General features: G+C 56.6%; 23 protein-coding genes and 1 pseudogene. 12 read left to right on the top strand and 12 right to left on the bottom strand.

Annotated elements, in window-relative coordinates; genetic code table 11:
• Positions 1-38: 38 nt before the first annotated feature.
• The 4 genes from parC (at position 39) to ACJTMZ_RS10725 (ending at position 6,977) form a co-directional block, all read left to right on the top strand.
• A complete protein-coding gene (gene parC / locus ACJTMZ_RS10740) occupies positions 39-2,297 on the top strand; it encodes a DNA topoisomerase IV subunit A (protein ID WP_045341636.1) in 2,259 nt (752 codons plus the stop codon).
• 163 nt (positions 2,298-2,460) lie between these two features.
• On the top strand, positions 2,461-3,198 hold the full coding sequence (plsC, locus tag ACJTMZ_RS10735) for a 1-acylglycerol-3-phosphate O-acyltransferase (protein ID WP_003862497.1): 738 nt from the start codon (positions 2,461-2,463) through the stop codon (positions 3,196-3,198).
• A gap of 61 nt (positions 3,199-3,259) precedes the next feature.
• Positions 3,260-4,672: a cell division protein FtsP gene (ftsP, locus tag ACJTMZ_RS10730; protein ID WP_017384056.1), complete on the top strand. Its 1,413-nt coding sequence runs from the start codon at positions 3,260-3,262 to the stop codon at positions 4,670-4,672.
• A 130-nt stretch (positions 4,673-4,802) separates the two neighbouring features.
• A complete protein-coding gene (locus ACJTMZ_RS10725; protein ID WP_252011013.1) occupies positions 4,803-6,977 on the top strand; it encodes a YgiQ family radical SAM protein in 2,175 nt (724 codons plus the stop codon).
• An 86-nt stretch (positions 6,978-7,063) separates the two neighbouring features.
• Here ACJTMZ_RS10725 and dkgA read toward each other — a convergent pair whose 3' ends face one another.
• Together dkgA and yqhD are read right to left on the bottom strand one after the other, a co-directional pair.
• Positions 7,064-7,891 (bottom strand): 2,5-didehydrogluconate reductase DkgA, encoded by an 828-nt coding sequence (dkgA, locus tag ACJTMZ_RS10720; RefSeq protein WP_047741518.1) that lies wholly within the window; start codon positions 7,889-7,891, stop codon positions 7,064-7,066.
• 105 nt (positions 7,892-7,996) lie between these two features.
• A complete protein-coding gene (gene yqhD, locus ACJTMZ_RS10715) occupies positions 7,997-9,160 on the bottom strand; it encodes an alcohol dehydrogenase (protein WP_408626918.1) in 1,164 nt (387 codons plus the stop codon).
• A gap of 195 nt (positions 9,161-9,355) precedes the next feature.
• Between yqhD and ACJTMZ_RS10710 the strand changes: the two genes are divergently transcribed.
• Entirely contained in the window at positions 9,356-10,255 is a 900-nt protein-coding gene (locus tag ACJTMZ_RS10710) for an AraC family transcriptional regulator (protein WP_033487660.1), read from the top strand.
• 45 nt (positions 10,256-10,300) lie between these two features.
• Here ACJTMZ_RS10710 and yghB read toward each other — a convergent pair whose 3' ends face one another.
• Both yghB and metC read right to left on the bottom strand, forming a co-directional pair.
• A complete protein-coding gene (gene yghB / locus ACJTMZ_RS10705) occupies positions 10,301-10,960 on the bottom strand; it encodes a DedA family general envelope maintenance protein YghB (protein WP_015571869.1) in 660 nt (219 codons plus the stop codon).
• Between the two features lie 142 nt (positions 10,961-11,102).
• Positions 11,103-12,290 carry a cystathionine beta-lyase gene (gene metC / locus ACJTMZ_RS10700; RefSeq protein ID WP_003862484.1) on the bottom strand — a complete coding sequence of 396 codons (1,188 nt, stop codon included), beginning with the start codon at positions 12,288-12,290 and terminating at the stop codon, positions 11,103-11,105.
• 251 nt (positions 12,291-12,541) lie between these two features.
• Here metC and exbB point away from each other — a divergent pair, with 251 nt between their 5' ends.
• Both exbB and exbD read left to right on the top strand, forming a co-directional pair.
• Positions 12,542-13,273, top strand: coding sequence for a tol-pal system-associated acyl-CoA thioesterase (gene exbB, locus ACJTMZ_RS10695; RefSeq protein WP_003862482.1), 732 nt, complete (start codon positions 12,542-12,544; stop codon positions 13,271-13,273).
• A 4-nt stretch (positions 13,274-13,277) separates the two neighbouring features.
• Positions 13,278-13,703, top strand: coding sequence for a TonB system transport protein ExbD (gene exbD / locus ACJTMZ_RS10690; protein WP_001251472.1), 426 nt, complete (start codon positions 13,278-13,280; stop codon positions 13,701-13,703).
• An 80-nt stretch (positions 13,704-13,783) separates the two neighbouring features.
• Here exbD and ACJTMZ_RS10685 read toward each other — a convergent pair whose 3' ends face one another.
• Together ACJTMZ_RS10685 and ACJTMZ_RS10680 are read right to left on the bottom strand one after the other, a co-directional pair.
• The gene (locus ACJTMZ_RS10685) at positions 13,784-14,209 is read right to left on the bottom strand and encodes a hypothetical protein (protein WP_045344000.1); all 426 of its coding nucleotides are present in this window, start codon (positions 14,207-14,209) and stop codon (positions 13,784-13,786) included.
• Between the two features lies 1 nt (position 14,210).
• Positions 14,211-14,615, bottom strand: coding sequence for a hypothetical protein (locus ACJTMZ_RS10680; RefSeq protein WP_032655029.1), 405 nt, complete (start codon positions 14,613-14,615; stop codon positions 14,211-14,213).
• 103 nt (positions 14,616-14,718) lie between these two features.
• Here ACJTMZ_RS10680 and ACJTMZ_RS10675 point away from each other — a divergent pair, with 103 nt between their 5' ends.
• From ACJTMZ_RS10675 to ACJTMZ_RS10665, 3 genes and pseudogenes are all read left to right on the top strand, one after another.
• Positions 14,719-15,222, top strand: coding sequence for an ESA_00282 family adhesion-associated protein (locus ACJTMZ_RS10675; RefSeq protein WP_023295431.1), 504 nt, complete (start codon positions 14,719-14,721; stop codon positions 15,220-15,222).
• A 43-nt stretch (positions 15,223-15,265) separates the two neighbouring features.
• Positions 15,266-15,724, top strand: coding sequence for a TIGR00645 family protein (locus ACJTMZ_RS10670; protein WP_408626916.1), 459 nt, complete (start codon positions 15,266-15,268; stop codon positions 15,722-15,724).
• Positions 15,700-15,897: pseudogene (locus tag ACJTMZ_RS10665) on the top strand (YqhA family protein); the annotation flags it as partial. The gene ACJTMZ_RS10670 and the pseudogene ACJTMZ_RS10665, both read left to right, overlap by 25 nt.
• Positions 15,898-16,001: 104 nt before the next feature.
• On the opposite strand, the gene ACJTMZ_RS10660 reads toward ACJTMZ_RS10665, so the two are convergent.
• Positions 16,002-17,042, bottom strand: a complete 1,041-nt coding sequence (locus ACJTMZ_RS10660) for an aldo/keto reductase (protein ID WP_408626915.1) — start codon at positions 17,040-17,042, stop codon at positions 16,002-16,004.
• A gap of 151 nt (positions 17,043-17,193) precedes the next feature.
• On the opposite strand from ACJTMZ_RS10660, the gene ACJTMZ_RS10655 reads away from it, so the two are divergent.
• A complete protein-coding gene (locus ACJTMZ_RS10655; RefSeq protein ID WP_032649517.1) occupies positions 17,194-18,741 on the top strand; it encodes a methyl-accepting chemotaxis protein in 1,548 nt (515 codons plus the stop codon).
• Here the strand turns inward: ACJTMZ_RS10655 and fucR are convergent.
• Together fucR and yghU are read right to left on the bottom strand one after the other, a co-directional pair.
• Positions 18,731-19,492, bottom strand: a complete 762-nt coding sequence (gene fucR, locus ACJTMZ_RS10650) for an L-fucose operon activator (RefSeq protein WP_015571863.1) — start codon at positions 19,490-19,492, stop codon at positions 18,731-18,733. The two genes, ACJTMZ_RS10655 and fucR, sit on opposite strands and share 11 nt — an antisense overlap.
• Positions 19,493-19,568: 76 nt before the next feature.
• Positions 19,569-20,435 (bottom strand): glutathione-dependent disulfide-bond oxidoreductase, encoded by an 867-nt coding sequence (gene yghU / locus ACJTMZ_RS10645; RefSeq protein ID WP_252011012.1) that lies wholly within the window; start codon positions 20,433-20,435, stop codon positions 19,569-19,571.
• Between the two features lie 183 nt (positions 20,436-20,618).
• Here yghU and gss point away from each other — a divergent pair, with 183 nt between their 5' ends.
• On the top strand, positions 20,619-22,481 hold the full coding sequence (gene gss / locus ACJTMZ_RS10640; RefSeq protein ID WP_193042148.1) for a bifunctional glutathionylspermidine amidase/synthase: 1,863 nt from the start codon (positions 20,619-20,621) through the stop codon (positions 22,479-22,481).
• A 52-nt stretch (positions 22,482-22,533) separates the two neighbouring features.
• Here gss and pgaD read toward each other — a convergent pair whose 3' ends face one another.
• Genes pgaD through pgaB form a run of 3 tightly spaced genes read right to left on the bottom strand, consistent with a single transcriptional unit; the run spans position 22,534 to position 26,226 of the window.
• Positions 22,534-22,968, bottom strand: a complete 435-nt coding sequence (gene pgaD, locus ACJTMZ_RS10635; protein ID WP_252011011.1) for a poly-beta-1,6-N-acetyl-D-glucosamine biosynthesis protein PgaD — start codon at positions 22,966-22,968, stop codon at positions 22,534-22,536.
• Positions 22,965-24,296: a poly-beta-1,6-N-acetyl-D-glucosamine synthase gene (gene pgaC, locus ACJTMZ_RS10630; protein WP_015571860.1), complete on the bottom strand. Its 1,332-nt coding sequence runs from the start codon at positions 24,294-24,296 to the stop codon at positions 22,965-22,967. Before pgaC ends, pgaD begins: the two co-directional genes overlap by 4 nt.
• Positions 24,289-26,226: a poly-beta-1,6-N-acetyl-D-glucosamine N-deacetylase PgaB gene (pgaB, locus tag ACJTMZ_RS10625; protein WP_252011010.1), complete on the bottom strand. Its 1,938-nt coding sequence runs from the start codon at positions 26,224-26,226 to the stop codon at positions 24,289-24,291. Before pgaB ends, pgaC begins: the two co-directional genes overlap by 8 nt.
• Between the last annotated feature and the right edge of the window lie 5 nt (positions 26,227-26,231).

Genomic DNA, 26,231 nt, shown 5'->3' with positions numbered 1-26,231 from the left:
TGAAACCCATCGGTTTCTGAGTTGAGGAATCACACGTAATGAGCGATATGGCAGAGCGCCTCGCGCTACATGAATTCACGGAAAACGCCTACCTGAACTACTCCATGTACGTCATCATGGACAGGGCGTTGCCGTTTATCGGGGATGGCCTGAAGCCCGTTCAGCGCCGCATCGTCTATGCGATGTCCGAACTGGGACTGAATGCTACCGCCAAGTTTAAGAAATCCGCCCGTACCGTCGGCGACGTGCTGGGTAAATACCATCCGCACGGCGACAGCGCCTGCTATGAAGCGATGGTGCTGATGGCCCAGCCGTTCTCTTATCGCTATCCGCTGGTGGATGGCCAGGGGAACTGGGGGGCGCCGGACGATCCGAAATCCTTCGCGGCAATGCGTTATACCGAATCCCGCCTGTCTAAATATGCCGAAGTGCTGTTGGGCGAGCTGGGGCAGGGGACGGTCGACTGGGTGCCAAACTTCGACGGTACGATGCAGGAGCCGAAGATGCTGCCTGCGCGTCTGCCGAACATCCTGCTGAACGGCACGACCGGTATCGCCGTGGGCATGGCGACGGACATTCCGCCGCACAACCTGCGTGAAGTGGCAAAAGCCGCCATCACCCTGATTGAGCAGCCGAAAACCTCGCTGGACGATCTGCTGGATATTGTGCAGGGGCCGGACTATCCGACCGAAGCCGAGATCATCACCTCGCGTGCGGAAATCCGCAAAATCTACCAGAACGGCCGCGGCTCCGTGCGCATGCGCGCGGTGTGGAATAAAGAGGATGGCGCCGTGGTGATCACCGCGCTGCCGCACCAGGTGTCCGGTGCGAAGGTGCTGGAGCAGATCGCCTCCCAGATGCGCAATAAAAAGCTGCCGATGGTGGACGACCTGCGCGACGAATCGGACCACGAAAACCCGACCCGTCTGGTGATCGTGCCGCGCTCTAACCGCGTGGACATGGAGCAGGTGATGAACCACCTGTTCGCCACTACCGATCTGGAAAAAAGCTACCGCATCAACCTGAATATGATTGGTCTGGACGGTCGTCCGGCGGTGAAAAACCTGCTGGAGATCCTCACCGAATGGCTGGCCTTCCGCCGCGATACGGTGCGCCGCCGTCTGAACCATCGCCTGGAGAAAGTGCTTAAGCGCCTGCATATTCTCGAAGGTTTGCTGGTGGCGTTCCTCAACATTGACGAAGTGATCGAGATCATTCGTACCGAGGACGAACCTAAGCCTGCCCTGATGTCGCGCTTTGGCATCAGCGAAACCCAGGCCGAAGCGATCCTCGAACTGAAATTGCGCCATCTCGCCAGACTGGAAGAGATGAAGATCCGCGGCGAGCAGAACGAGCTGGAAAAAGAGCGCGATCAGCTTCAGGCGATTCTGGCATCCGAGCGCAAGATGAACACCCTGCTGAAGAAAGAGTTGCAGGCCGATGCCGACGCCTTTGGCGACGACCGTCGTTCTCCGCTGCACGAGCGCGAAGAGGCGAAGGCGATGAACGAGCACGACATGCTGCCTTCCGAGCCGGTGACCATCGTGCTTTCCCAGAGCGGCTGGGTACGTAGCGCCAAAGGCCACGATATCGACGCGCCGGGTCTGAGCTACAAATCCGGTGACAGCTTCAAGGCGGCGGTGAAGGGCAAGAGTAACCAGCCGGTGGCGTTCATCGACTCCACGGGCCGCAGCTACGCCATCGACCCGATCACGCTGCCGTCTGCGCGCGGCCAGGGCGAACCGCTAACTGGCAAGCTGACGCTGCCGCCGGGCGCCACGGTGGACCATATGCTGATGGAGGCCGACGATCAAAAACTGCTGATGGCGTCTGATGCGGGCTACGGCTTTATCTGTACCTTCAACGATCTGGTGTCGCGTAACCGTGCTGGTAAGGCGCTGATTAGCCTGCCGGATAACGCACACGTCATGCCGCCGCTGATCATCGAGAACGAAAGCGACATGCTGCTGGCGATCACCGCTGCCGGACGCATGCTGATGTTCCCGGTCAGCGATCTGCCGGAGCTGTCGAAAGGGAAGGGCAACAAGATCATCAGTATCCCGTCAGCGGAAGCGGCAAAAGGCGTCGATGGCCTCGCGCATCTCTTCCTGCTGCCGCCGCAGAGCACCCTGACCATTCATGTCGGCAAGCGTAAAATCAAACTGCGTCCGGAAGAGTTGCAGAAGGTGGTGGGTGAGCGTGGACGTCGCGGCTCACTGATGCGCGGCCTCCAGCGAATTGACCGCGTGGAGATCGACTCGCCGGCGCGCAGCAAAGCGGACGACAGCGAAGAGTAACCTGTTTCATCCCCCCTCTTTCCGGAGGGGGAATTACCATAAAATTTCCCGTAAAAACGTTGTTAATTCGTGCGTTGCGATTAACAATACGCGCTCGTAATAAAGTCCTTACCTGGCCACAGGTGAAGTATAATTGTCAGCTGTCAGGGCTTCAGAGGTCGCTATGCTATACATTGTTCGTCTCATTCTTACCGTTATTTATTGCATTCTGGTCTGTATTTTCGGATCGATTTATTGCCTGTTCAGCCCGCGTAACCCAAAGCATGTCGCGACGTTTGGCCACATGTTTGGTCGTCTTGCGCCGCTGTTTGGCCTGAAGGTTGAAAAGCGTCTGCCTGAAGGGGCGGAGAATTTCGGTAACGCCATCTATATCGCTAACCATCAGAACAACTACGATATGGTGACGGCCTCAAATATTGTTCTTCCGCCGACCGTAACCGTGGGTAAAAAAAGCCTGCTGTGGATCCCGTTTTTCGGTCAGCTGTACTGGCTCACCGGTAACTTACTGATTGACCGTAACAACCGCGCCAAAGCGCATGGCACCATTGCGGAAGTGGTGGATCAGTTTAAAAAGCGCCGGATTTCCATCTGGATGTTCCCGGAAGGGACGCGCAGCCGTGGTCGCGGCCTGCTGCCGTTTAAGACCGGCGCGTTTCATGCTGCAATTGCGGCAGGCGTTCCAATTATTCCCGTGTGTGTTTCCAATACATCGAATAAGATTAATCTTAACCGTCTGAATAACGGACTGGTCATTGTCGAAATGCTGCCGCCGGTAGATACCTCAAAATACGGTAAAGACCAGGTGCGCGAGCTGGCCACGCACTGCCGCGAGCTGATGGCTCAGCATATTGCGCAGCTCGATAAAGAAGTTGCAGAGCGAGAAGCCGCCGGTAAGATTTGACCCGGTGTCGTGTAAGGGAAAACGAATTCCCGCGTTGTTAGTCGTTTCAGATGGAGCTTATATGTCACTCAGTCGGCGTCAGTTTATTCAGGCTTCGGGTATCGCCCTTTGTGCGGGTGCGATGCCGCGGACAGCCAGCGCCGCCGGGCAGCAACAGCCGCTGCCTATTCCGCCGTTGATTGAATCCCGTCGCGGGCAGCCGCTATTCCTCACGCTTCAGCGTAGCCACTGGTCCTTTACCCAGGGAACGCGCGCGCAGGTATGGGGCATTAACGGACGCTACCTCGGGCCGACCATTCGCGTGTGGAATGGCGATGACGTTAAGCTCATCTACAGTAACCGTACGACGGAAAATGTCGCGATGACCGTCAGTGGTTTGCAGGTGCCGGGGCCGCTGATTGGCGGCGCGGCACGCATGATGTCGCCGAATGCCGACTGGGCGCCCGTCCTCCCGATTCGTCAGAGCGCGGCGACATTGTGGTATCACGCCAACACCCCGAACCGCACCGCCCAGCAGGTCTACAACGGCCTGGCCGGAATGTGGCTGATTGAAGATGAGGTCAGCAAAACGCTGCCGATCCCGAATCACTACGGCGTCGATGATTTCCCGATCATTATTCAGGACAAGCGGCTGGATAACTTCGGCACGCCGGAGTACAGCGAGCCGGGCAGCGGTGGTTTTGTGGGCGATACGCTGCTGGTTAACGGCGCGCAAAGCCCGTATGTCGAAGTGTCTCGTGGCTGGGTGCGCCTGCGTCTGCTGAATGCCTCTAACTCGCGCCGCTACCAGTTGCAGATGAGCGACGGCCGCGCGCTGCACGTGATTTCAGGCGATCAGGGGTTATTACCTGCGCCGGTGTCGGTAAAACAGCTGGCGCTCGCACCGGGCGAACGTCGTGAGATCCTCGTGGATATGACCAACGGGGATGAAGTGTCCGTGACCTGCGGCGAAGCGGCAAGCATTGTTGACCGTATTCGCGGCTTCTTTGAACCGTCGAGCGTTCTGGTCTCCACGCTGGTGCTCACGCTGCGCCCGACCGGCCTGTTGCCGCTGGTGACCGACAGTCTGCCGATGCGCCTGCTGCCGCAGGAGATTGTGACCGGCCCGGCAGTACGCAGTCGCGATATCAGCCTTGGCGACGATCCGGGCATCAACGGTGCGCTGTGGGACGTAAACCGCATTGATATCACCGCCCAACAGGGAACATGGGAGCGCTGGACCGTCCGCTCGGAGATGCCGCAGTCGTTCCATATTGAAGGGGTGTCATTCCTGATCCGCAACGTCAACGGGGCGATGCCGTTCCCGGAAGACAGGGGCTGGAAAGATACCGTCTGGGTGGATGGCCAGGTCGAACTGCTCGTCTACTACGGCCAGCCTTCCTGGCCGCACTTCCCGTTCCTGTTCCACAGCCAGACGCTGGAGATGATGGACAGGGGATCGGTAGGGCAGATGCTGGTGAATCCGGCACCATAAAACGCTTTCTCCCTCTCCCTGTGGGAGAGGGTTGGGGTGAGGGCAACAGCCCGCACAATACCCCTTCATTTCCCCCGGTAAACCAGCGTATAATCCCGCTCCTTTTGTCTATTTTTTCTTCGGAAGCATTATGAGCGCTATTTCCCTGATCCAGCCGGATCGCGACCTCTTCTCCTGGCCCCAGTACTGGGCAGCCTGCTTTGGACCGGCGCCGTTCCTGCCGATGTCCCGGGAAGAGATGGATCAACTGGGCTGGGACAGCTGCGATATCATTCTGGTAACGGGCGATGCGTATGTCGATCACCCGAGCTTTGGCATGGCGATCTGTGGCCGTATGCTTGAAGCCCAGGGCTTCCGCGTGGGGATCATCTCCCAGCCTGACTGGAACAGCAAAGACGACTTTATGCGTCTGGGCAAGCCTAACCTGTTCTTCGGCGTGACCGCGGGCAACATGGACTCGATGATCAACCGCTATACCGCCGACCGTAAGCTGCGCCATGACGACGCTTACACGGCTGACAACGTGGCGGGTAAACGTCCCGATCGCGCGACCCTCGTCTACACCCAGCGATGCAAAGAAGCATGGAAAGACGTGCCGGTGATCCTGGGCGGCATCGAGGCGAGCCTGCGCCGCACCGCACACTACGACTACTGGTCTGATACCGTGCGCCGTTCGGTGCTGGTGGATTCGAAAGCCGACATGCTGATCTTTGGCAACGGCGAGCGTCCGCTGGTGGAAGTGGCGCATCGCCTGGCGCAGGGTGAACCGGTCAGCGAGATCCGCGACGTGCGCAACACCGCGATCATGGTGAAAGAGGCGCTGCCGAGCTGGAGCGGGGTGGATTCCCGCATTATCGATATGCCGGGCAAAATCGACCCTATCCCACATCCGTACGGTGACGATCTGCCGTGCGCGGATAACAAACCGGTTGAGCCGAAGAAAGCGGAAGCAAAGGCCGTGGTGGTGCAGCCGCCGCGTCCGAAGCCGTGGGAAAAAACCTATGTGCTGCTGCCGTCTTACGAAAAAGTAAAAAGCGATAAAGTACTCTACGCCCACGCATCGCGCATCTTACACCATGAAACCAACCCCGGCTGCGCGCGAGCGCTGATGCAAAAGCACGGCGAGCGCTATATCTGGGTTAACCCGCCAGCGATCCCGCTCTCTACCGAAGAGATGGACAGCGTCTTTGCTCTGCCGTACAAGCGTGTGCCGCATCCGTCATATGGCAACAGCCGTATTCCGGCGTACGAGATGATCCGTTTCTCAATCAACATCATGCGCGGCTGCTTCGGCGGGTGCTCCTTCTGTTCGATCACCGAACACGAAGGCCGTATTATTCAGAGCCGTTCCGAAGAGTCGATTGTTAACGAGATCGAAGCGATTCGCGACACGGTGCCGGGCTTTACCGGCGTGATCTCCGATCTGGGAGGTCCAACGGCCAACATGTACATGCTGCGCTGTAAATCGCCGCGCGCCGAGCAGACCTGCCGTCGTCTCTCCTGCGTCTATCCGAGCATTTGCGAGCATATGGACACCAACCACGAGCCGACTATCAATCTTTACCGTCGCGCCCGTGACCTGAAAGGCATCAAGAAGATCCTGATCGCCTCCGGCGTGCGTTACGACATTGCGGTGGAAGATCCGCGCTACATCAAAGAGCTGGCGACGCACCACGTTGGCGGTTATCTGAAGATCGCCCCGGAGCACACCGAAGAAGGCCCGCTGTCCAAAATGATGAAGCCAGGCATGGGCAGCTATGACCGCTTTAAACAGCTGTTTGATACCTATTCAAAACAGGCGGGGAAAGAGCAGTATCTGATCCCATACTTCATCTCCGCACACCCCGGCACCCGTGATGAAGACATGGTGAACCTGGCGCTGTGGCTGAAGCAGCGTCGATTCCGTCTGGATCAGGTGCAGAACTTCTACCCGTCGCCGCTCGCCAACTCGACGACCATGTATTACACCGGCAAAAACCCGCTGAGTAAGATTGGTTATAAGAGCGAAGACGTGGTGGTGCCGAAAGGGGATAAACAGCGCCGTCTGCATAAAGCGCTGCTGCGCTATCACGATCCGAAAAACTGGCCGCTGATCCGTCAGGCGCTGGAAGAGATGGGGAAAAAGCACCTGATCGGCTCGCGTCGTGATTGCCTGGTGCCAGCGCCAACGCTGGAAGAGATGCGCGAAGCGCGCCGCCAGAACCGCAACACGCGCCCGGCGCTGACCAAGCACACGCCTATTGCGCATCAGCGTTCGAACGGTGTTGCGGGAACGAAGAAGAACGTAAAACGTAAGACCGGTTAAACCTGTAACAATGCCCGGTGGCGCTGCGCTTACCGGGCCTACAGGTCTAACCCTCTCCCCTCCGGGGAGAGGGCAGGGTGAGGGGATCACCCGCCAAACTGATCCGGGTCCGGCCCAAGCCGTTTGCCCTGATCCAGCTTCGCAATTTCACCCAGCTCGTCTTTATCCAGGCGGAAATCCCAGACGTCGAAGTTCTCGGCGATACGCGATGGCGTGACCGATTTCGGGATCACCACCAGACCGCTATCCAGATGCCAGCGAATGACGATCTGCGCCGGGGTTTTACCGTACTTATCCGCCAGTTCACGGATGATTTTCTGGTCAAACACCCCTTCGCCGCCCTGAGCCAGCGGGCTCCAGGATTCGGTCTGGATCTTGTGCGTGGCGTTCCATGAATGAAGCTGGCGCTGCTGCATCAGCGGGTGCAGCTCAATCTGGTTAATTACCGGCGCGACGCCCGTTTCATCAATCAGGCGTTGCAGATGATGAACCTGGAAATTACAGACGCCGATGCTTTTTATCAGCCCCTCTTTTTGCAGTTCAATCATCCCCTTCCAGGCATCAACGTAATGGTCGATAGCCGGTACCGGCCAGTGCATGAGATAAAGATCGACGAAATCGAGCTGGAGTTTCTCCAGACTCTCCTGCAACGCTTCGCGGGGACGCTTTTGATCCTCGTTCCACAGCTTGGTGGTGATGAAAAGCTCATCCCGGGGAACGCCGGCGCTGGCAAGCGCTTTCCCCACGCCGTCCTCGTTTTTATAGGCGGCGGCGGTATCGATGGACCGATAGCCGACTTCCAGGGCTTTATGAATGGCGGAGACGACCTCGTCGTTACCGGCTTTCCATACACCTAGCCCCAGCTGGGGCATCACGTTGCCGTCCTGTAGCTTGATTACGGTTTGGTTTGCCATTTTTCCTCCTTCAGGTGCTCATCGCCGGAGGGAACCTCCGACGATGTGATGTGCATTAAGTCTGGACGAAATGTCAAAAAACGAAAGTCAGGATCCTAAAAACGCTTAGCGTGCCGCTTCGTAAATACGACGGCTGACGTCCAGGGTGATGTCGCCATGCTCGCCGATCTGCGTCATACCGTGTGCTTCCAGTTTCGCCAGCAGGGCAGGGATGGAACTGCCGTCCAGGCCATAGCCAGAGAGACGCGTTGGCACGCCCAGGCTTTCAAAGAAGTGACGGGTGGCTTCAATCGCGGCATCGATACGCGCATCGTCGGAACCGTCGGTGATGTTCCACACGCGTTCGGCATACTCGAGCAGTTTGGCGCGTTTAGCGTCACGTTTTTCGTTCCACAGCGCAGGCAGAACCACCGCCAGCGTCTGGGCGTGATCCAGGCCGTGCATCGCCGTCAGCTCGTGGCCGAGCATATGGGTAGCCCAGTCCTGCGGCACGCCTGCGCCGATCAGGCCGTTCAGCGCCTGGGTGGCAGCCCACATCACGTTGGCACGCACGTCGTAATTTTCAGGCTCTTTCAGCGCTTTTGGACCTTCTTCAATCAGCGTCAGCAGAATGCCTTCCGCGAAACGATCCTGAATTTTGGCGTTTACCGGGTAAGTAACGTACTGCTCAACGGTGTGAACAAAGGCGTCGACCACGCCGTTCGCCACCTGACGTGCAGGCAGGGTATAGGTGTAAACCGGATCGAGGATCGCGAACACGGGCTGAACGTGTTCGTTCATAAAGGCCTGCTTGTCACCGGTGGTTTTACGGGAGATGACCGCGCCTTTGTTGGACTCTGATCCGGTGGCCGGCAGCGTCAGCACGGAGCCCATCGGGATCGCACTGCTGATGTCGCTGCCGCCCGTTTCCAGAATATGCCACGGGTCGATGCCGTCAGCGTAATGGGCCGCCGCCGCGATGAATTTGGTGCCGTCCAGCACGGAGCCGCCGCCCACCGCCAGCAGGAAGGTGATTTGCTCCTCACGGGCGATTTTTACCGCGTTCATCAGCGTTTCATAAGACGGGTTAGGCTCGATACCGCCGAACTCGCGCACGTCCAGACCTTCCAGAGCGCTGTACACCTGATCCAGTACGCCGGTTTTTTTCACGCTGCCGCCGCCGTAGGTAATCAGGACGCGGGCGTCAGCGGGGATTTGCGCGCGCAGGTCGGCGATGGCGTCTTTACCAAACAGAATGCGGGTTGGGGTATGAAGATTAAAGTTGTTCATGGCTTGTTCCCTGTAGTGGGTAAAAAATCGTGGTGGCGCAGAAGGCAACCTGATGCTGCTCATTGTGGCGGGCAGGCGCTATCCTCTCAATGCACATTCCTGCCGATGTCTTGCCCATTTCTACAGCGCGCTGGAGAAACGGTAAGAAAATGCGCACACTGTCAGCGTCGGAAACCGTACCCGGAGTAACTGAAAATGAACCGTGATGCCATCTGCCGCCAGCTAACGTCGCAGATTAAAAGAATGATAGATAACGGAAATGATTCGGCTGAGCTGCTGCCGGATATCCGATTGCTGTACGGTACCCAGCCCGGGACGCGCACCCCGGTGATGTATCAGCCCGGCATCGTGTTTCTCTTTTCTGGCCATAAGATTGGCTATATCAATGAGCGCGTGTTCCGTTACGACACCAATGAATATCTGCTTCTGACAGTACCTTTACCCTTCGAATGTGAAACTTTCGCGACAGAGGAGGTACCGCTGGCCGGGATCCGCGTCAACGTCGACATCCTCCAGTTGCAGGAGCTGCTGATGGAGATTGGGGAGGACGAACTTTTCCGGCCGTCAATGGCGGCAAGCGGTATCAACTCCGCGACCCTGTCGGAGGAAATTCTCTGCGCGATTGAACGCCTGTTAGACGTGATGGAAAGGCCGCTGGATGCGCGTATTCTCGGAAAACAGATTATCCGCGAAATTCTTTACCATGTGCTGCTGGGACCGGGCGGCGGGGCGCTGCTGGCGCTGGTAAGCCGGCAAACGCACTTCAGCCTGATTAGCCGCGTGCTGAAGCGCATCGAGAGCCAGTACACGGAAAACCTCAGCGTTGACCAGCTGGCGGCGGAAGCCAATATGAGCGTCTCGGCGTTTCACCATAACTTTAAATCTGTCACCAGCACGTCACCGTTGCAGTACCTCAAAACCTACCGTCTGCATAAGGCGCGGATGCTGATGATCCACGATGGCATGAAGGCCAGCGCCGCGGCGATGCGGGTCGGGTATGAAAGCGCGTCGCAGTTTAGTCGGGAGTTTAAGCGCTACTTCGGCGTCACGCCGGGGGAAGATGCGTCACGTATAAGAACCATGCAGGGAGCCTGAGGGGAAACGGAGGCCGGGTAAGCGGTAGCGCCACCCGGCTTTTATTTATGCGCTGCAATACTTTTTCTTAATCACTACCGCAATGGTACCCACCAGCCCTGCAACCAGCAGGAAAATCGGCAGGATCATCAGGAAGGTCATCACCTGGTCTTCATGGCGCTTAACAAAGGGGATCATATTCAGCGCGTAGCCGAGCGTGGTGACCACGCCTACCCAGAGCAGGGCGCTCAGCCAGTTGAAGAACTGGAAGCGGCGGTTAGAGAGGCCTGAAATACCCGCCATGGTAGGCAACAGGGTACGAACAAACGCCAGAAAACGCCCGGCAAGTAACGCCAGCAGGCCGTGACGGTCAAACATGCAGGTCGCGCGCTGGTGATATTTATGCGGCAGCTGCGCCAGCCAGCCTTTCACCACGCGAGTGTTTCCAAGCCAGCGCCCTTGCAGGTAGCTCAGCCAACAGCCGAGACTGGCCGCAGAGGTGAGGATCACCATTGTCGGTGCGAAGTCCATCACGCCCTTGCCGATTAACGCCCCTGCGAGCAGGAGCAGGCTGTCACCGGGTAAAAATGAGGCTGGCAGTAATCCATTTTCCAGAAACAGCGTCGCGAACATCACGAAATAGACAATCCCGACGACATGCGGGTCCGCCAGCGCGGCAAAATCGTGTTGCCAGAGCGCCGTGATGATATTTTGAATAACAGCCATGGACTTTCCTGTGGAACAGCAGATATAACGCTATTGTACTCCCAATTTTGCCTGTCGGGGTTGATCGCAGGCGCATCTCATACAGACTTTTCTGCTTGCGGTGTTCAGAATAGCGTCCGGGGAGTACATTTCAGCCAGCACTTTACACGATGCGCTCAAATCCTGCCGATAAATCCGCAATTAAATCGTCCACATTTTCCAGCCCGATATGCAGGCGGATTAAGGTCCCCTCGAAGTCCACCTCGCCGCCTGGGCGCAGGGCCGCAATCTGCTCCGGCTGGTTGGGCAGGATCAGCGATTCAAACCCACCCCATGAATAGGCCATGCTGAAGAGGGTAAAGTTATCCAGATAGCTTGCCAGTTCGGCGTCATTCAGGCGCTTTTTAAGAACAAATGAGAACAACCCGCTGCTGCCCGTAAAGTCACGTTGCCAGTATTCGTGGCCCTTGCTGCCCGGCAGCGCCGGATGGTTAACGCGCTCCACCTGCGGATGCAGCGCCAGCCACTGTGCAATTTGCAGGCTGCTTTCGTGATGCTGACGCAAACGCACGCCGAGCGTACGGATGCCCCGGCTGGTCATGTAGGCGGTATCGGCATCCACCATCTGGCCCATCAGGTAGGCGTTTTCACGCAATTGATCCCAGCAGCGGGCGTTAGACACCGCCGTACCGATCATGCCGTCGGAATGGCCAATCAGGTATTTGGTCGCCGCCTGAATGGAGATATCGATGTCAAATTCCAGGGCTTTAAACAGCACACCTGCCGCCCAGGTATTGTCGATCATGATGATCGCTTCCGGCGCTATGCTGCGCACCGCCTTCACGATGGCCGGGACGTCATGCACTTCCATGGTGATGGAGCCGGGAGATTCCAGGAACACAACGCGCGTGTTGGGCTGAATAAGCCCGGCAATACCGGCCCCAATCAGCGGATCGAACCAGCTGGTGGTGACGCCGAGCTTGCTGAGTATTTTGGTGCAGAAGTCCTGGCTTGGCTCGTAGGCGGTATTGGTCATCAGGACGTGGTCACCCTGTTCCACAAACGCCAGAATGGTATTGGCGACCGCCGCCGCGCCGCACGGGAACAGCGCGCAGCCCGCGCCGCCCTCCAGTTCGCACATGGCTTCCTGCAACGAGAAATGGGTTAACGTGCCACGACGACCGTAAAACAGCCCGCCCTTCGCGCGATTACGCGTAGCGATTTTTTTATCTTCAACGGTATCAAACACCAGCGAGGAGGCGCGCTGGATCACGCTGTTGACCGAGCCCTGCGTGTATTTCTTACTGCGTCCTGCCTGCACCAGCGTGGTCTCAAGCTGCTTTTTAGTCATGTTCGCTAACCCTATTTTTATACGTCTGGACGTCCAGACTACCACGATTGTCAGAATGTGCATCCGGATGCTTATCGAATAAGCAGAAAATATTATCAAAAATTCGCATAAGAAATTTTTACTGCGTAAGCGCAAGGAAAGTGAGCGAAAATTACGGCACTATGTAAATACTAATGAGAACTACTATCAATTCGACGACGTTTTGATATTATTACGTTCAGATTTTGTGATTTGCGTCCTGGAGATACAGAGTGGGTAATAATTTGATGCAGACGGATCTCTCCGTTTGGGGCATGTATCAACATGCTGACATCGTAGTTAAGATTGTGATGATCGGCCTGATTCTGGCGTCCGTGATCACCTGGGCTATCTTCTTCAGCAAGAGCGCCGAACTTCTTTCACAAAAACGCCGCCTCAAGCGTGAGCAGAAGCAGCTGGCGGAAGCCCGCTCTCTGGATCAGGCTTCTGATATCACCTCATCCTTCCATGCGAAAAGTTTGACTACCCTGTTAGTGAATGAAGCGCAGAACGAGCTGGAACTCTCCGCAGGCAGTGAAGATAACGAAGGCATTAAAGAGCGTACCGGCTTCCGTCTGGAGCGTCGCGTTGCGGCCGTGGGTCGTCATATGGGCCGCGGTAACGGCTACCTGGCGACTATCGGCGCCATCTCCCCGTTCGTCGGCCTGTTCGGTACCGTCTGGGGCATCATGAACAGCTTTATCGGTATTGCCCAGACGCAGACCACTAACCTTGCGGTCGTCGCGCCGGGTATCGCAGAAGCGCTGCTGGCCACGGCTATCGGTCTGGTTGCCGCTATCCCGGCGGTTGTTATCTATAACATCTTCGCGCGCATGATTGGCAGTTATAAAGCCACACTGGGTGACGTTGCCGCGCAGGTTCTGCTGCTGCAAAGCCGCGATCTGGACCTGAACGCCAGCGCCGTTAAACCGGTACATGCGGCGTCCAAACTGCGCGTAGGTTGATTGTATGGCAATGCGTCTTAATGAAAATCTGGACGATAACGGTGAAATGCATGAGATCAACGTGACGCCGTTTATCGACGTCATGCTGGTTCTGCTGATTATCTTTATGGTTGCCGCACCGCTGGCGACGGTGGACGTGAAGGTGAATCTGCCTGCGTCCTCCAGCCAGCCGCAGCCGCGTCCGGAAAAGCCTATATACCTGTCCGTGAAGGCCGATAAGTCCATGTTCCTGGGCAACGATCCGGTAACGGATGCCTCGGTTATTCCGGCGCTGGACCAGCTGACCGGCGGCAAGAAAGACACCACCGTCTTCTTCCGCGCGGATAAAACCGTCGATTATGAAACCATGATGAAGGTAATGGACACGCTGCATCAGGCGGGATACCTGAAGATTGGTCTGGTCGGCGAAGAGAAAGCGGCCGCGAAGTAAAACGAAGGCTTTTGCAGCCTTCCCTGCCGGGTGGCGGCGTCGCCTTACCCGGCCTGCATTCCGCAACAATCATTGTTGACTCACACTGAAGGCGCCGTCGGCGCCTCTTCATCAAGCGCTACACAGGTCACGTTTGAAGTTCGGTAATGACCTTCCGAGAGTTTACGGGTCAGGCGCAGGGTGGCTGTCTCGCGTGCCAGCAGGTACTGATAGTTCGCCTCCAGTCGCCCGAGGATCTTCTCTTTAAGCTCAGGGCGCTGTTCAATAATGGCGTTCATCACCGCGCCGTAAATCTCCTCCTTGGCCTGCAAGGCGTAAATCTCCCGACGATTCTGCCATTTCAGGCGCACCAGCGTGGCCGGAATCGAAACCAAATCCTGCGTAATTCGCGTCATCTCGTCATTTTTTATCTTTTTCAGGGCGTCGAGATTCTGCTTTAAGATAAATCCATCGCTTTTCTTATCATCTAAAGTCAAATAAACGTTATTACCGCTGTCATCATTCACGTTAATCTTCCCCCAGGTTATAAAAAATGGGATTGTTTTTTTCACGCGTAATTAAATTAAGCCAAATTTCATTGCCGGCCTCATTTATTTGCTGCGTTTTCTCGGTCATTATTTGACTGAGCCTCTGGGCGTCTATTTCCCCTTCGGCCTGTAAATCATTCAGCAGATGAACTAAGGCTTCAATCTTGATGGCGCGAAATAAACGCTCTTTTAAATGGCGATCGTGCTCTTCCAGCACCATATTACGGGATTTGCCGGTGCGTGAAACACCAATTAATATGTCGGCTTCATAGTCGGAGAGTTTTCTTTTTCCTTGAGTGAAATTCGCCTCTTTATCTGCTTCCGTCGAAGGCTGTTCCACAGGCGTAATGTGGTACTTTGCCGGGACAAGATTGTCGGGCAGCATTTTAATTTCCTTTAATTTCAAAAAAGGTGGGGGTGGAAAAAGGGTGAGATTCGTTGACAATAACATGAGGCAATTTTAAAATCAAAAAAAATGGAGCCTACCCATGAACAGCATTTTCTTTACGGTCATAACGTTACTATTACTGACCGCTGGTGTGCTTTTATTGATGCAAGAGTTAAATAAAACGAAAGCGTCAAAAGACGTCAGTGAACCGCCGCAGCCTGAATTGATGTCGAAAGAGGAGGGGGAAGATCATTTCTCCGTATTGATGAACGCCGTGACGCCGGTCTGGTACTGGCGGGTAAATCACGAATATATCGATTTTCTCCATGCGACAATTAAGCGAATGAAAATGGCTGAAATTAATGATACGCCCGGCCTGTTCGACGCGCAGCGCCGTTGTAGCGACCTTAATTCGGCGGTTTATAAATATTACGACAATATCAAAAAACGCTGTCTGAATGGCGAGAAGGTGTCGTACTCCGATTTAGACGTATTAAATCTGCGCCAGTGTTTTCGCGAGTTTAGCCTGGAAGCCTACCCGGAACTGGTCGCGCTGGTCTGGCCGGAGTATGCGCGTCCGGATGTGGATCCCAACGAGGTATAGTTGAGATATACTGAGCGCTGGTTTCGTTTGCAGACAGGATTTTATGGAACGCTTCTTTGAAAACGCAATGTATGCCTCTCGCTGGCTGCTCGCACCCGTCTATTTTGGTCTCTCCCTGGCGTTGGTCGCCCTGACGATCAAGTTCTTCCAGGAGATATTTCACGTCCTGCCAAACATTTTCTCCGTGGCAGAAGCCGATTTGATTCTGGTTCTGCTGTCGCTGGTGGATATGACGCTGGTGGGGGGATTACTGGTGATGGTGATGTTCTCCGGTTATGAGAATTTCGTCTCTCAGCTTGATATCGCCGAGCACAAAGAAAAGCTCAACTGGCTGGGGAAAATGGATGCCTCATCGCTGAAGAATAAAGTCGCGGCGTCGATTGTGGCGATTTCGTCTATACACCTGTTACGCGTCTTTATGGACGCGAAAAACGTCCCGGATAACAAGCTGATGTGGTATGTGATTATCCACCTGNGGGGAAAATGGATGCCTCATCGCTGAAGAATAAAGTCGCGGCGTCGATTGTGGCGATTTCGTCTATACACCTGTTACGCGTCTTTATGGACGCGAAAAACGTCCCGGATAACAAGCTGATGTGGTATGTGATTATCCACCTGACGTTTGTGCTGTCGGCGTTTGTGATGGGGTATCTGGATAAGATCAGTAAGAAATAAATTCACCATGCCCCTCACCCTAACCCTCTCCCACAGGGAGAGGGAATATCAATCTCCCTCTCCCTGTGGGAGAGGGCCGGGGTGAGGGCAGCAGGCCGCACTATTTATTTATCCGACGACGCCTGCCACAAATTCAGCTCACCATCCGCAACGTGCTGGTCAATCCGCGTCAGTTCATCTTCGCTAAAGCGCAGGTTATTCAGCGCCTGAACGTTCTCTTCCAGCTGCTCCGGGCGGCTCGCGCCAATCAGCACCGACGTTACACGCTCATCTTTCAACAGCCAGCTTAGCGCCATCTGCGCCATCGTCTGCCCGCGCGCGCGCGCCATCTCGTTCAGCAGACGAAGGCTGCTCAGGTTGGCTTCCGTCAGCATTTTCTCCGTCAGGCCGCGCACTTTTTTCCCTTCGCGTTGCATACGTGAACCGTCCGGAACACCGTTCAGGTATTTTCCGGTCAGCAGGCCCTGCGCCAGCGGGGTAAAGGCGATACAGCCCGTTCCGTTTTTCTCCAGCGCGTCCAGCAGGCCGGTCTTGTCGACCCAGCGGTTAAGCAGGTTGTAAGACGGCTGGTGGATCAAAAGCGGGATCTTCCATTCGCGCAGCAATTCGGCCATTACCGCCGTGCGTTCCGTGGAGTAGGACGAAATGCCGACGTACAGCGCTTTTCCGCTCTGTACAGCGTGTGCCAGCGCGGCGGCGGTCTCTTCCATCGGCGTGTTTTCGTCTACGCGGTGAGAATAGAAAATATCCACATACTCCACACCCATGCGTTTCAGGCTCTGGTCGAGGCTGGCGAGCAGGTATTTACGTGAACCGCCCGAACCATACGGCCCTGGCCACATGTCGTAGCCCGCTTTGGTGGAGATGATCAGCTCGTCACGATACCCGGCAAAATCCTCCCGCAGCAGACGGCCAAAATTCTCTTCAGCGCTGCCCGGTGGGGGGCCGTAGTTGTTGGCAAGGTCAAAGTGGGTAATACCGAGATCGAAGGCCTTACGCAGCAGCGCGCGCTGGGAATCGAGCGGCTGAACGTGACCGAAGCTGTGCCACAGGCCTAGCGACAGTGCCGGTAAGCGCAGGCCGCTTTTGCCGCAGTATCGGTACTGCATGTTTTCGTATCGGCCGGTGTAAGGGTGCCAGGACATGATGTCTCCTTTCTTGTCGGTGAATTTTCGAAACAACGTTTTCATTCTATGCCGACTCGATAACAAAAAAGTATATTTTCTGCGGTATCTGCCGATAAAGAGGGTAGTACTCGCCTCTGGGCGAATTCACCCTCACGGCAAGGAATACTCAATGAAGATGCTTCGTAATTTCACCATCCGTTTCGTCATGCTGACGATACTGGGGATCTTTTGTGTCATGTGGGCAGGCGTGGGGCTTTACAGCACCTGGTCTCTGTCTCGTGTTTCTGATGGTAATGATGTTGACCGCCAGCTGGTCCGGCAAATGACGGTGCTGAGCCAGGGCAACGATCAGTATTTCCGTTTCGTCACCCGCCTGAGCCGGGCGATGGAAGTTAAAGCGGCGGGCGGCACGCCGGACCTGGCTCCTGCTCAGCAGGCGCTGGATAACATGAGTAAAAAGCTGGCAGAGATGAAAGCTATCTCTCCGGGCCCGATGGATGAAAAGGTGTCTGCGCAGGTGATTTCCACCTGGCAGGCGCTGCTCGATCGTGGCGTGACGCCGCAGATGGCGCAGGCGAAGCAGGCGACGCTCGAAGGCTATCGTCAGCATGCCAACAACGTCACGCCGCCGCTAAGCCGTGCATTCGGGGCAGCGGCTGAGAACTTTAACAACACCGCGGCGAAGGCGCTCGACAGCACGCGCGTGGTGGTCGACGGCCTCACCAGCATGACCCGGACGGTGATTATCACCGCCACGATCGTGGGTCTGTTGATCCTGCTGTTCACCGACCGCTACCTGGTGGCGATACTGGTAAAACCGCTGGATCGTATCCGTCAGCAGTTCCGCCAGATTGCGCAGGGCGATCTCAGCCAGCCGATTGAATCCTTTGGCCGCAACTGCGTGGGGCAACTGGTGCCGCTGCTGAGCGCCATGCAGGACAGCCTGCGGGAAGCGGTCAGCACGATTCGTTCCGGCAGCGAGAATATCTGGCGCGGGGCAACGGAGATCTCCAGCGGGAATAACGATCTCTCTTCGCGTACCGAAGAGCAGGCCGCCGCGCTGGAAGAGACCGCGGCCAGCATGGAGCAGCTAACCGCAACGGTGAAGCTGAACGCCGAAAGCGCGCGCCAGGCCAGCCAGCTTGCTGATGTCGCCTCCAGTACGGCCAGCCGCGGCGGCTCGCTGGTGGAAGATGTGGTCACAACCATGAGCGGCATTTCGGACAGCTCGAAAAAAATCGCTGAAATCACTACCGTCATCAACAGCATCGCCTTCCAGACCAATATTCTGGCGCTGAACGCCGCGGTGGAAGCGGCCCGGGCCGGGGAGCAGGGGCGTGGCTTTGCGGTCGTGGCGGGTGAGGTGCGTAATCTGGCCAGCCGCAGCGCGAATGCGGCAAAAGAGATCGAAGGGCTGATTGCAGATTCCGTTGCCCGCGTGGAGCAGGGGGCGCAGCTGGTGAACGATACCGGCACCACGATGGAAGCGATCCTGCGCGACGTGACGGAAGTGACCGTCATTATGAAGCAGATCGCCACCGCGTCAGAGGAGCAGAGCAAAGGTATTTCTCAGGTCGGCGTTGCCATCACGCAGATGGACGGCGTGACCCAGCAGAACGCCTCGCTGGTGGAGCAGGTTTCCGCAGCCGCCGCCGCACTTGAACGGCAGACCGAAGAACTCCAGCGCTCAGTGCAGAAATTCCGTCTCACCGCGTAACCTCTCGTGTCAGGCCGTCTCTGGCGGCCTGACGTTTATCGCTCTGAATAATCTGTGTCACCTGCGACAGCTGACCAATTTTCACTTCACTTGCCCGCATAAATTTACTTTTGTCGATCAGCAGCAGCGACTGGCTGGCGCGGTTTAACAGCAGCGCCTTAAAGCCCGCGTTGTGCTCGGACGGATCCCAAAGGACGCCATGCTCATCGACCCCTTCACACGAGAAGATGAACAGATCGATCTCCAGCCCTTTTAGCTGCGTCACCAGCGCCGGGTTAACATAGCAGCGATACTTACGCTCAAGCGTTCCGCCGGAGCAGATAAGCGTGATCCGCTCGCGCTTTGCCATCTCGTGGCAGATAGGCAGACTGTTGGTAAATACGGTGAGGTCGATGTCCGGCAACTGGCGCGCCAGATGAAAGCAGGTTGAGCTGGCGTCGAGGGCGATGGTCATCCCTTCGCTGATCCAGCCCAGCGCGTGGCGGGCAATATCGGCTTTGTCGGCATAATGGCTTTTCAGGCGTGCGCCAAAGGGTTCACCGCTGTCGCGGCTGTCCGGATGAATCAGACGCGCGCGCCCGTGCTGGCGCAGAAGCTTCCCCTGCTGCTGCAACGACTTCAGATCCCGGCGGATGGTCTCTTTGCTGACGGAGAGCTTTTCAGCCAGCACATCGGTAGTCAGCCAGTCGCTTTTACTCAGCAAGGTGATAAGACTCTGCTGTCGGGTCGCTTTTAGCGTCTGGTCTGACATACGAGGCTCCTTGCGCACGCGTGCTGACGCATTTTTCTCATCGCGGAAGAAGGGCGGCGAACCGCCCGGTCATGGATCAACCCTGACGTTTATCTTCCGTCTGGGTATCGAAGTCGCTTTCTGAATGACGCTCATGTAACTGCTCGTTCAGCTCGCCGTTGGTACGGTTAACAATGCGCCCGCGTTTAACAGCCGGACGATTCGCCACATCTTTTGCCCAGCGCTGCACGTTGGTGTACTTCCCGGCATCCAGGAACTCGGCTGCGTTATACACGCTGCCCAGCGCCACGCAGCCAAACCATGGCCAGACTGCCATATCCGCAATGGTATATTCCTCACCCGCTACGTAACGACCGCGCGCCAACTGTTTGTCCAGCACGTCGAACAGGCGTTTAGCTTCCATGGTGAAGCGATCGATAGCGTACTCAATCTTCACTGGTGCGTAGTTATAGAAGTGGCCAAAACCGCCGCCGAGGAACGGGGCCGCGCCCTGTAACCAGAACAGCCAGTTCAGGGTTTCCGTTCGTCCTGCCGGATCTTTTGGCAGGAAGTGACCAAATTTCTCGGCCAGGTAGAGCAGGATATTGCCGGATTCAAAGACGCGCGTCGGCGGGGTGGTGGAGTGGTCACGCAGGGCCGGGATCTTCGAGTTCGGGTTCACGTCGACAAAACCGCTGGAGAACTGATCGCCCTCACCAATGCGGATCAACCATGCGTCGTATTCCGCGCCCGTCACGCCCAGCGCCAGCAGCTCTTCCAGCATGATGGTAACTTTCTGTCCATTCGGCGTACCGAGAGAGTACAGCTGGAGCGGGTGCGCGCCCACAGGTAGCTCTTTCTCATGCGTCGCGCCCGAGACGGGACGGTTGATGTTGGCGAACGCGCCGCCGTTATTCTGTTTCCATTCCCACACTTTCGGTGGCTGATAGGTGTTATCTGACATGTTGGCCTGCCTTTTTGGTGTTGTGTTGAGGCAGTGTAGCAGGAGATGCAGGAACCGTTTAACGATGCGAGCGTAATGGGCAGGGCGGGTGTATGATAACGCTACCTCTGTCAGTTAATTACAACGTGCAGACGACGACAACCCCACAAAAAAATTGCCGCCTGCCTGTATTAGGTTGGACACATGCGTAAAGGAACGTTAAGCAGTGACGCACCCTTCGGGACGTTATTAGGTTATGCGCCGGGTGGCGTGGCGATTTACTCTTCAAATTACGGCAGTCTCGATCCGCGTCACTACCCGGAAGACGCGGAATTCCGCAGCTATATCGGCAACGAATACATGGGCCATAAATGGCAGTGCGTTGAGTTTGCGCGCCGTTTCCTGTTTCTCAATCACGGGTTTGTTTTTACCGACGTTGGGATGGCGTGGGAGATCTTCTCCCTGCGTTTTTTGCGCCAGGTGGTAAACGACAATATTTTGCCGCTACAGGCCTTTGCTAATGGCTCAAAACGCGCGCCGCAGGCCGGTGCGCTGCTCATCTGGCAAAAGGGCGGTGAGTTTCATGAAACCGGCCACGTCGCCGTCATTACCCAGCTGCTGGATGACAGAGTGCGCATTGCCGAGCAGAACGTTATTCACTCCCCGCTGCCGATGGGGCAGCAGTGGACGCGCGAGCTTCGTCTGAGCGTGGAGGACGGTTGCTATACGCTTCATGACACGTTCAACGATACCGAGATCCTCGGCTGGATGATCCAGACGGAGGAGACGGAACACAGTATTCCTCAGCCGGAGATCGACGGTAAGCTGCTGAAAATCAGCGGCGCGCGGTTGAAGAACAACCGTCAGTTCGACGGAAAATGGCTCAATGAAAACGACGCCCTGCAACAGGCGTACGTTCGCGCCAACGGCCACGTTATTAACAACGATCCCTGCCAGTACTTTACCATTACCGAAAGCGCCGAGCAGGAGCTGATCAAAGCCACCAACGAACTGCATCTGATGTACCTTCATGCCACCGACAAGGTGCTGAAAGACGACAGCTTACTCGCGCTTTTCGACATCCCGAAAATTCTCTGGCCGCGTCTGCGCCTCTCCTGGCAGTGGCGTCGTCACCATATGATTACCGGTCGTATGGATTTCTGCATGGATGAACGCGGCATCAAGGTTTACGAGTACAACGCGGATTCCGCCTCCTGCCATACCGAGGGCGGGCTCATTCTTGAAGAGTGGGTGAAAAACGGCTATCGCGGCACCGGCCACAATCCGGCGGAAGGCTTGCTGGAGGAGCTGACCGGCGCATGGAAGCACAGCCACGCGCGGCCGTTCGTCCATATCATGCAGGACAACGATATCGAAGAGGATTACCACGCGCTCTTTATTCAGCGCTCGCTGATCCAGGCCGGGTTTGAAACCAAAATCCTGCATGGACTGGGGGCGCTGAGCTGGGATGCCGCCGGGCAACTGATTGATGATGAAGGCCGTCACGTCAACTGCGTATGGAAAACCTGGGCGTGGGAAACGGCGATTGAGCAGATCCGCGAGGTGAGCGAAACCGAGTACGCCGCCGTGCCTATCCGCACCGGTCACCCGCAAGGTGAAGTGCGCCTGATTGACGTCCTGCTGCGCCCGGAAGTGCTGGTCTTTGAACCGCTGTGGACGGTGATCCCAGGTAACAAGGCGATCCTGCCGGTGCTGTGGCAGCTGTTCCCGAACCACCGTTACCTGCTGGATACCGATTTTGAGGTCAACGATCTGCTCAAACGGACCGGTTATGCCGTTAAACCGATCGCCGGACGCTGCGGGAGCAATATCGATCTGATCGGCGCCCAGGACGAACTGCTGGACCAGTCCAGCGGCAAGTTTGTTGACCGCAAAAATATCTACCAGCAGCTATGGTGCCTGCCGAAAGTTGACGGCAGATACATTCAGGTCTGCACCTTTACCGTGGGCGGGAACTATGGCGGAACCTGTCTGCGCGGGGATGACTCGCTGGTGGTGAAGAAAGAGAGCGATATTGAACCGCTGATTGTGGTGAAAGATAAATAACGTCTCCCTGTTATAAAAACGCCCCCGCAGGGCATGTTGCGGGGGCGTTTCATTACTGCTCTTCCTCTTCCTGCTGCTCGCTGATCTTCAAATCAATGATCCGGCCAAGCTGGTCATGGTAAACCGTCAGCAGGTTGTACTGGCTCATCTCGGACATAATTTGCGGCGTGACGTTAAAACTTTGGGCAAGCTCGTCATGGCGCAACATTTCCGGATGACGCCGCCTCACATGCGCGCGGCGGCGATTGTACTGATACCACAGGATCAGCAGCCAGCCGTTAAACGCGGCAATCAGCAGATAGACCAGCACCGTATTAAAAGAGGCGATAATCACGCTCCAGCGGTGATCGCCCTCCTCGGTTAACTGCATCCACAGCCTGGCGTACAGGAAAAACAGGAATCCTCCCCAGGCTATCAGCGTTAATGCGGCATCGAAAAGACGCGGTGCCAGCCGATGTTCAGTCAAAATTAACGTATTCTCGTTCATTGAATGCTCCCTTTACCCCGGTCCGGACTGATCCAGCGCGCGCGGGCGCGTTTACGTTTAAGCATGACTTTCGGAAATGCCACGAGGGTGGTAAACAGGCCAATCATCCAGTACACCATCGGGAACCAGATTACCCAGAACAGCGAGCCTGCCACTTTCCGCTCGTAGCGCCGCTCGATATACAAACTGACGAGGAATTGCAGCAGGCACATCACGCCCAGCAGCAGCCCGGTAAACGCCGGGGGAAACAGGCTCGCAACGGCCAGGTTCGCGGGAAGAGGGATAATATGGCTGAGAATGAACAACACCACGGTTGCCCCATAGGCAAACGCCCACAGCGTTGATAGCGCGTACTCAAGAAACAGGGGCCACATGCGATGATGCTCCCAGCGGGCCATCTTGCGCAGGTTAACCAGAAACACCTCTGCCCCCCCCTGCGCCCAGCGCAGACGCTGTTTCCACAGCCCCTTTAGCGTCTCCGGCATCAGGATCCAGCACAGTGCCCGCGGCTCGAAAAAGATATCCCAGTGGCGAAGCTGAAGCTTCCAGCTTATGTCGATATCCTCTGTGATCATGTCCGGGCTCCAGTACCCGACATCCGCCAGCGCCTGTCGGCGAAAGGCGGCGATGACGCCGGAGACGGTAAAGACCCGGCCATAGATCCGCTGCGTTCGCTTGATGAGGCCAATAATGGAAGAAAACTCGCCCACCTGAATACGGCCAATCAGCGTTGAGCGCGTGCGAATACGCGGATTCCCGGTGACGGCCCCAACGTGGGGATACTGAATCAGCGGTGCCACCAGATACGCCGCGGTGTCGCGGTCGAGCAGGGCGTCGCCGTCAATGCAGACCAGCAAATCGCCCCGGGCCGCCGCAGCGCCGGCCTTGAGCGCCACGGCTTTCCCCTGGTTCTCCGCGAGATTAATCACCCGCAGGCGCGGTTGCTCTCGCGCCAGCTGTTGCAGTACCTCCGCCGTGTTATCAGAAGAACCGTCGTTGATGGCGATAACTTCCACATTCCAGTACCGCTGACCCAGCGCGGCGCTAATGGTCTCCCGTGCGTTGCGTTCCTCATTGAAGCAGGGAATAAGAATCGAGATTAACGGCTCACCGGCTAAGGCGGGGGCGGGTGTTGCGTTATCCCACGACCAGTGCCGTTCAAGCTGAAACCAGAAATAGAGGCCGCCGGTTACCCAGAGCACGGACATAAACAGCGGCCAGAAAAAGACAAAGTCCAGAATCAGTTCGCCGGTAAACAGCGCGGCTACGCCTAACGGCAACCCGAATACCAGACACAAAATAGAGAAGGCGATAATGCGATCAGTCATTGTCAGGATACCAGTACGAAGAAAATTCAGGTCTGATACGTGAAATATCAGGTTGGTTGTTGAGGAAGTCGTCGGGGTAATAACCGTAATTTTTGATGCCGTTCAGCTGGAGCACCCGCATCCACTCCATCAGACGTTCATCGGCTACGGCACGCTGCGGTTTCTGTGCCCAGTCCCTGGCCTGTAGCTCAAAAATCGTTTTATTCAGCGCGCCGGGGCGTGCGGCGACGGCTTTGACTAAACGCGTCAGCCAGGCATTGCTCTCTTCTGCCGGGACGGACTCCATCAGCGGCATTGCCATCGGCACCGTCCAGTCGTAGGCCGCCAGAAAATCATCGAGATTTTGCGCAAACCATGCCTCGCTTTCCGGCTCGAGAATGGGCAACGTGAACATGTTCCGCGCGGTTTTGATCTGCGGGCCACGGATGTTTTTCACCGCCTGGCTCAGGGTGCGGGTAAAGCCGATAAGTCGCTGACTCTTCTGCCGGGTCGTGTCCTGTCCGGCATCGTCAACGTCCGTCAGCACCGCATCGTCATGAAATAAGATCCCATTGAAGCTGGCATAGCGGGCCAGATCTTCATAGATCTCCGTCACCTGCTGGCGAACCTGCGGACTCCAGGGGGAGAGCCTGATATAGGGCTCGGCGGCCACGGTCAACTCTCCCGTTTGACGATCCCGGCGCTGCACGCGCGGCAAGGCTGGACTGAGATCGAAAGAGAGAACCGGCATCCACGCGAAGACTTTCACTCCCGCGCGGGTTTGTAGCTGCCAGGCGACAAAATTAAAGAGATCGGCCCGGACCGGAAGCCGGCGGTTGGGGAAATAGAGCGCATCGATCCTGCCGTCGCCCCGCGGATCCGAAAACGCCTGGAGAAACACATGGCTGATTTTCATGTCGTAGACCCGCTGGACGAGTTTGTTGATGTTTTTCGTCTGCTGGGCCGGATCGGGATCGAAGACGTAATCGAGATCGACATGCATGACGCGCACCGGGTCAAACTCCTGAACGCGGCTAACCGTGTTGGCAAAGGTTTTTATCGACGGATTTCCGGCGATCAGCAGGCGCGGGATGTTGCCGAGGTCGCGCACGTTTCCCAGCCCGTCCTCCAGGGTAAAGGCCAACTGATAGCCCTGTTTTTGGGCGATAGCGAGCGACGTACCGTTGGCAGCCCCATAGGGCCACACCCAGGCACGCGGCGCTTTTCCCGTCACCTGGGTGATTTTATCGGTGACTTTCCGTACGTCTGCGGCGATCCGCTGGTTGAAGTGTTCATCGGTTTCGTAATGCCCCGTCGCGTTATCGAAAAAACGGTTGGCGATGGCGGGTTCACGGCTTCCCTGCGGGTTGGCCGGAATGCCGTAATGCGAGGCCCAGGTATGCGAGCCAATCTCAATCAGCGGGGACTGGCTGAGCTCGCGAACCATATCCCAGGTGGCAAAGCGATCGCGGGGCGTCATCAGACCGCCGAAGTTAACTTTTTGATTTGCCGGCGTATCCACCCAACTGCCCACCGGCGCCCACAGCGCAGGAACGTTCCAGGCCTGAAGCAGAGGCCAGACCCGGGTGTAAAAGCTGCTGTAGCCGTCGTCAAAGCTGAGCAAAACGGCTTTCGGCGGCAGCGCTTTTTTCCCTTCATGCGCATCCAGAATGTCCTGCACGCTGATGGCGTGATAGCCGTTGTGCAAAAGCCAGCTTATCTGCTCGTTTAACGCGCTGGTGCGAACGGAGAGGTAGCGCTGATCGGCGGCATCATCTTCGACGTCGTGGTAGGCCAGGACCAGAAACTGATTCTCCGGCCACGGTTTGCTGGCCTCCAGCTGCGGCCTCTTTTCAGGGGCCATAAAGGAGAGCGGCTGCGCGCAGAGGCTCGCGCTGAGGCAGAGCCAGCCGATGACGATCAGGCTTACAGAAAAACGTGTGTTCAGCATATTCA

This window comes from Enterobacter sp. DN, from assembly GCF_046054285.1.
GTDB lineage: Bacteria > Pseudomonadota > Gammaproteobacteria > Enterobacterales > Enterobacteriaceae > Enterobacter > Enterobacter hormaechei_C.
Note: the sequence above shows the minus strand (reverse complement) of the source record. Positions and strands in the feature narration are given on the sequence as shown.